This window comes from Ruegeria sp. BHSB058 (assembly GCF_059613285.1).
On record NZ_JBXWSF010000140.1, the window covers coordinates 1 to 4364 of the forward strand.

Annotated in this window: 5 protein-coding genes; 4 read left to right on the forward strand and 1 reads right to left on the reverse strand. The window is 61.7% G+C overall.

Annotation, left to right across the window (positions count from 1 at the left end; all coding sequences use genetic code 11):
- Together AC2FNB_RS20435 and prpE are read left to right on the forward strand one after the other, a co-directional pair.
- A partial coding sequence (locus AC2FNB_RS20435; RefSeq protein ID WP_496748607.1) for a GFA family protein occupies nt 1–201 on the forward strand: 201 nt, incomplete at its 5' end.
- Nucleotides 202–433: 232 nt separating this feature from the next.
- Complete coding sequence (prpE, locus tag AC2FNB_RS20440) at nt 434–2323, forward strand: propionate-CoA ligase PrpE (RefSeq protein ID WP_496748608.1); 1890 nt, start codon at nt 434–436, stop codon at nt 2321–2323.
- A gap of 9 nt (nt 2324–2332) precedes the next feature.
- Here prpE and AC2FNB_RS20445 read toward each other — a convergent pair whose 3' ends face one another.
- The gene (locus tag AC2FNB_RS20445; protein ID WP_480751188.1) at nt 2333–3142 is read right to left on the reverse strand and encodes a class I SAM-dependent methyltransferase; all 810 of its coding nucleotides are present in this window, start codon (nt 3140–3142) and stop codon (nt 2333–2335) included.
- A 242-nt stretch (nt 3143–3384) separates the two neighbouring features.
- Here AC2FNB_RS20445 and AC2FNB_RS20450 point away from each other — a divergent pair, with 242 nt between their 5' ends.
- Both AC2FNB_RS20450 and AC2FNB_RS20455 read left to right on the forward strand, forming a co-directional pair.
- The gene (locus tag AC2FNB_RS20450) at nt 3385–3831 is read left to right on the forward strand and encodes a hypothetical protein (protein ID WP_480751187.1); all 447 of its coding nucleotides are present in this window, start codon (nt 3385–3387) and stop codon (nt 3829–3831) included.
- Nucleotides 3828–4364 (forward strand): hypothetical protein (locus AC2FNB_RS20455; protein ID WP_496748609.1); only part of this gene is annotated, 537 nt, incomplete at its 3' end. The genes AC2FNB_RS20450 and AC2FNB_RS20455, both read left to right, overlap by 4 nt.

A 4364-nucleotide genomic window follows, 5' to 3' on the forward strand; every position in this document is an offset into this window, starting at 1 on the left:
GTCGAGCGGTTGTTCTGCGGCAACTGCGGAACCCAGATGGCCTATCGCAACGTCCGCGACCCGGTGAACATCCATCTCTACACCGCAACACTGGAGAACCCGGATGACCTGGCGCCCAGGTTCCACGTCTTTCACTCCGACCACCTGCATTGGCTGAACATCCACGACACGTTGCCCCGCTATGCCAAAACTGCCGGATGACCAGCGAATCTCTCCAGCCGCACTTTGCAGGTAAAGTGTTTGCTGATTTGCAAATCTACGTTTTTTTCCAGAATCAACGCGGGAAATAGCTTTGTTTGCAAAAATTTGCAGGCAATTTTCGGCCGGGATGCAAAGTTTTTGCGATAAACTGACGCGCCGTCATTCGCAATGCTTGCCCGACTGACCCGGCACGCCTAACACAACCGGAAAGCCGAACGTTGAGGAGGACGCCATGGCATACAGCGATGTTTACGAGAGCTGGAAGAACGACCCCGAGGCGTTCTGGATGGAAGCCGCCAAAGGGATCGACTGGGTCGAAGCCCCGTCCAAGGCGCTGTTTGACGACAACGCCCCGCTCTATGAATGGTTCTCGGATGCCAAGGTGAACACCTGCTGGAACGCGGTCGACCGCCATGTCGAGAACGGCCGCGGCGATCAGGTCGCGATCATCCACGACAGCCCGGTTTCGGGCGTCACACGGCGCATTACCTATGTCAACCTGCGCAATCGGGTGGCCCAACTGGCCGGGGCGCTGCGGGCCAAAGGCGTGGAAAAGGGCGACCGGGTCATCATCTACATGCCGATGATCCCCGAAGCGCTCGAAGCGATGCTCGCCTGCGCCCGCCTGGGGGCGGTGCATTCGGTCGTCTTCGGCGGCTTTGCCAGCAACGAACTGGCCGTTCGCATCGACGACGCCAAGCCCAAGGCGATCATCGCAGCCTCCTGTGGGATGGAGCCGGGGCGCGTCGTGCACTACAAACCGCTTCTCGACGGGGCCATCGACATGGCCAGCCACAAGCCTGACTTCTGCGTCATTTTCCAGCGCGAACAAGAAGTGGCCAAGCTGACCCCCGGGCGCGACTATAACTGGCACGGCTTCCAGTATGGCGTGGAACCTGCGGAATGCGTTCCGGTCGCGGGCAACGATCCAGCCTATATCCTGTATACCTCGGGCACCACCGGCGCGCCCAAGGGCGTGGTTCGCCCCACCGCCGGGCATCTGGTGGCGCTGAACTGGACGATGAAGAACATCTACAACGTCGATCCGGGCGATGTGTTCTGGGCCGCCTCCGACGTCGGCTGGGTCGTCGGCCACTCCTATATCTGTTACGCACCGCTGATCCACGGCAACACCACCATCGTGTTCGAGGGCAAGCCCGTGGGTACCCCAGACGCCGGAACCTTCTGGCGGGTGATTTCCGAACACAATGTGCGCAGCTTCTTCACCGCCCCCACCGCCATCCGCGCCGTCAAGCGCGAGGACCCCAAGGGCGAGATGCTTGCGAAATACGACCTGAGCTGTCTCAAGGCCCTTTATCTGGCCGGTGAACGCGCCGATCCCGACACGATCATCTGGGCGCAAAACGCGCTGAACGTGCCAGTTGTCGACCACTGGTGGCAAACCGAAACCGGCTGGGCCATTGCGGGCAACCCGCTGGGCATCGAAGAACTACCGACTAAGTTGGGCTCGCCCGCCAAGCCGATGCCGGGCTACGACGTACGGATCCTCGACGAAGGCGGCCACCCTATGAGACCCGGCGAGCTGGGCGCCATCGCGGTGAAACTGCCGCTGCCGCCGGGCACCCTCCCGACCCTTTGGAACGCCGAGGCGCGGTTCAAGAAATCCTATCTGGAGCATTTCCCCGGCTACTACGAAACCGGCGATGCGGGCATGATCGATGAGGATGGCTACCTCTACATCATGGCGCGCACCGATGACGTCATCAACGTCGCAGGCCACCGTCTGTCCACCGGCGGCATGGAAGAGGTGCTGGCGGCCCACCCCGATGTCGCAGAATGTGCGGTGATCGGAGTCAGCGATGACCTGAAAGGGCAGATGCCCGTGGGCTTCCTGTGTCTCAACAAGGGCACCGAGCGCGCGCATAGCGATGTGGTAAAGGAGGTCGTCGCACTGGTCCGCGAAAAGATCGGCCCCGTTGCCGCTTTCAAGCTGGCCGTCGTGGTGGATCGCCTGCCCAAGACCCGCTCGGGCAAGATCCTGCGGGGCACTATGGTCTCGATTGCTGATGGCAAGGAATTCAAGATGCCCGCAACCATCGACGATCCGGTCATTCTGGACGAGATCAGGTCGTCCCTGCAAACCATCGGCTATGCAAAGTAACCGGCGGCGTCAGCTTGCCGTGACCACATAGCCCTGCATCTTTGCCGCAACCTCGCCCGCACCAAAGCGGGCGCGGATTTCCTCTGTCGCGGCTTCCACGATCCGTTGCACCTTCGCTTCGCCATGCGGCGCGACTTCTCCGTACATCGGCGTCCCGCGCACATAGGCGATGGCAGGGTGCGACGGATCGGGGGCGCGGCTGATCGCGGTGATCTTTTCGATGTCGACATGGGCATAACCCGCCTTTTGCAGCTCTGAACGGATACGTTCGGGATTTCCGTGCCCATGTGGCGTGCGCGCCAGGAAATGCGGCGGCGATGCGGGCAACAGGGTCGAGGCCACCTCGGTCACGATCCGGGCAAACTCGTTATGCTCGATCCCGTCCCACACGTTGAACAGAAACCTCCCTCCGTCGCGCAGAACCCGGCGGGCCTCGGCATAGCCACGCACCCGGTCGGGAAAGAACATGATCCCGAACTGGCAACAGACCGCATCGAAACTCCGATCGTCGAACGGCAAGTCCAGCGCATCCGCCGCCTGCCACACGATCCTCAGGTCTACCCCCTGCCTGGCCTTGGCGCGCTCCAGCATGGGCGGGTTCAGGTCGGTCACGACAAACCGGGCATCATCCGGCAGCAGCGGCGCCAGCGCCCGCGTCACCACCCCGCTGCCTGCCGCAGTTTCCAGCACATCCGCGACCGGCTGGTTGACGACGCGGGCGGCCAGGTCGGCCGCATAATGCTCGAAAATCAGCGGAACAAGGTAAGTATCATAGATATCGGGGATATTTCCAACAAACGTCGTGTCATTCCGGGACATTGCACCCTCCGCAGAACAAGGCCACCTCAGCATAGCACATTTCAACGTTGCCCCGGGTGTTTTCAACGTGGCCTTGGTGTAGCCCCCCCAAGCCTTCAATCGGCCTCGTGTCGATATTGTGAAACCGGGTCGGCACCGGACCCCAAGAAACTGTGATCAATCGTTTCAGCCTGGGCGATTGCCATAGCCCGACAAGCTTTCTAGCCTCTCTCCAAAACGGAACCTAACAAAAGGATGCTGCCATGCGCGCTTTGCTTGCCGCCTTGGCCTGTTGCACCGCCCTGCCCGCAGTTGCGAGCGAAGGGCAGCGTATTCAGGTCACCGGGGAACTGATCGATACGTGGTGTTATTATTCGGGCGTCATGGGCGGCCCCGAGGCCGTGGTCGGCACAGCGCATCACACCTGCGCGCTCTGGTGTTCGGCAGGCGGTATCCCGGTGGGGATGCAGGCCGAAGACGGCACGGTCTACATGGTGCTCAAGCTGGAAAACGATGACAAGCTGGCGGGCGGCGACACCGCGCTGCGTCTGGCCTCTCACACGGTCGAGGCTGATGGTATGTTCTACGAACGTGACGGCATCAATTACCTGATCGTCGAAAAGGTTGTCAGCGACGCGGGCATCACCAACCTCAACCACGAAGATTACGGCCCGGTGCCGGGCTTTGCGATACCGGAGCCGAAGGAATGAAACGTCTTGCATTTGCGATGGCCCTGTTGGCCAGCCCCGCCCTTGCACAGGATTTTTCGGCCGAGTCCGAAGCCAAGACCTGGAACCTTTATGCCGAAAAACCTGCCCGGTTCGAGGCCAGGGTCGTTGATCTGCTTTGCGAGCTGACCGGCGACTGCCCCGCCGATTGCGGTGCGGGCAAGCGCCAGCTGGGCCTTTTGCGCAGCGCCGATGGCGTGATGGTCCTGCCGCTCAAGAACGGCCAGCCTGCCTTCAGCGGCGCCGCCGCCGATCTCGCGCCCTATTGCGGCAAGACCGTCGAGGTCGATGGGCTGATGATCGAAGACCCGGACCTGCGCGCCAAGAACGTCTATATGGTGCAGACGATCCGCGAACCCGGCGGCGAATGGCAAAAGGCCAACCAGTTCACCAAGGTCTGGGCCAAGGAGAACCCGGATGCCGAAGGCAAGGGGCCATGGTTCCGCCGCGACCCCCGGATCAAGGAGATGATCGAGACCGAAGGCTACCTCGGTCTTGGCCTGGAAACCGACGAG

Coding starts and splice junctions, on each gene's coding strand:
- prpE (WP_496748608.1), top strand. CDS start 434: ATGGCATACAGCGATGTTTACGAGAGCTGGAAGAACGACCCCGAGGCG.
- AC2FNB_RS20445 (WP_480751188.1), bottom strand. CDS start 3,142: ATGTCCCGGAATGACACGACGTTTGTTGGAAATATCCCCGATATCTAT.
- AC2FNB_RS20450 (WP_480751187.1), top strand. CDS start 3,385: ATGCGCGCTTTGCTTGCCGCCTTGGCCTGTTGCACCGCCCTGCCCGCA.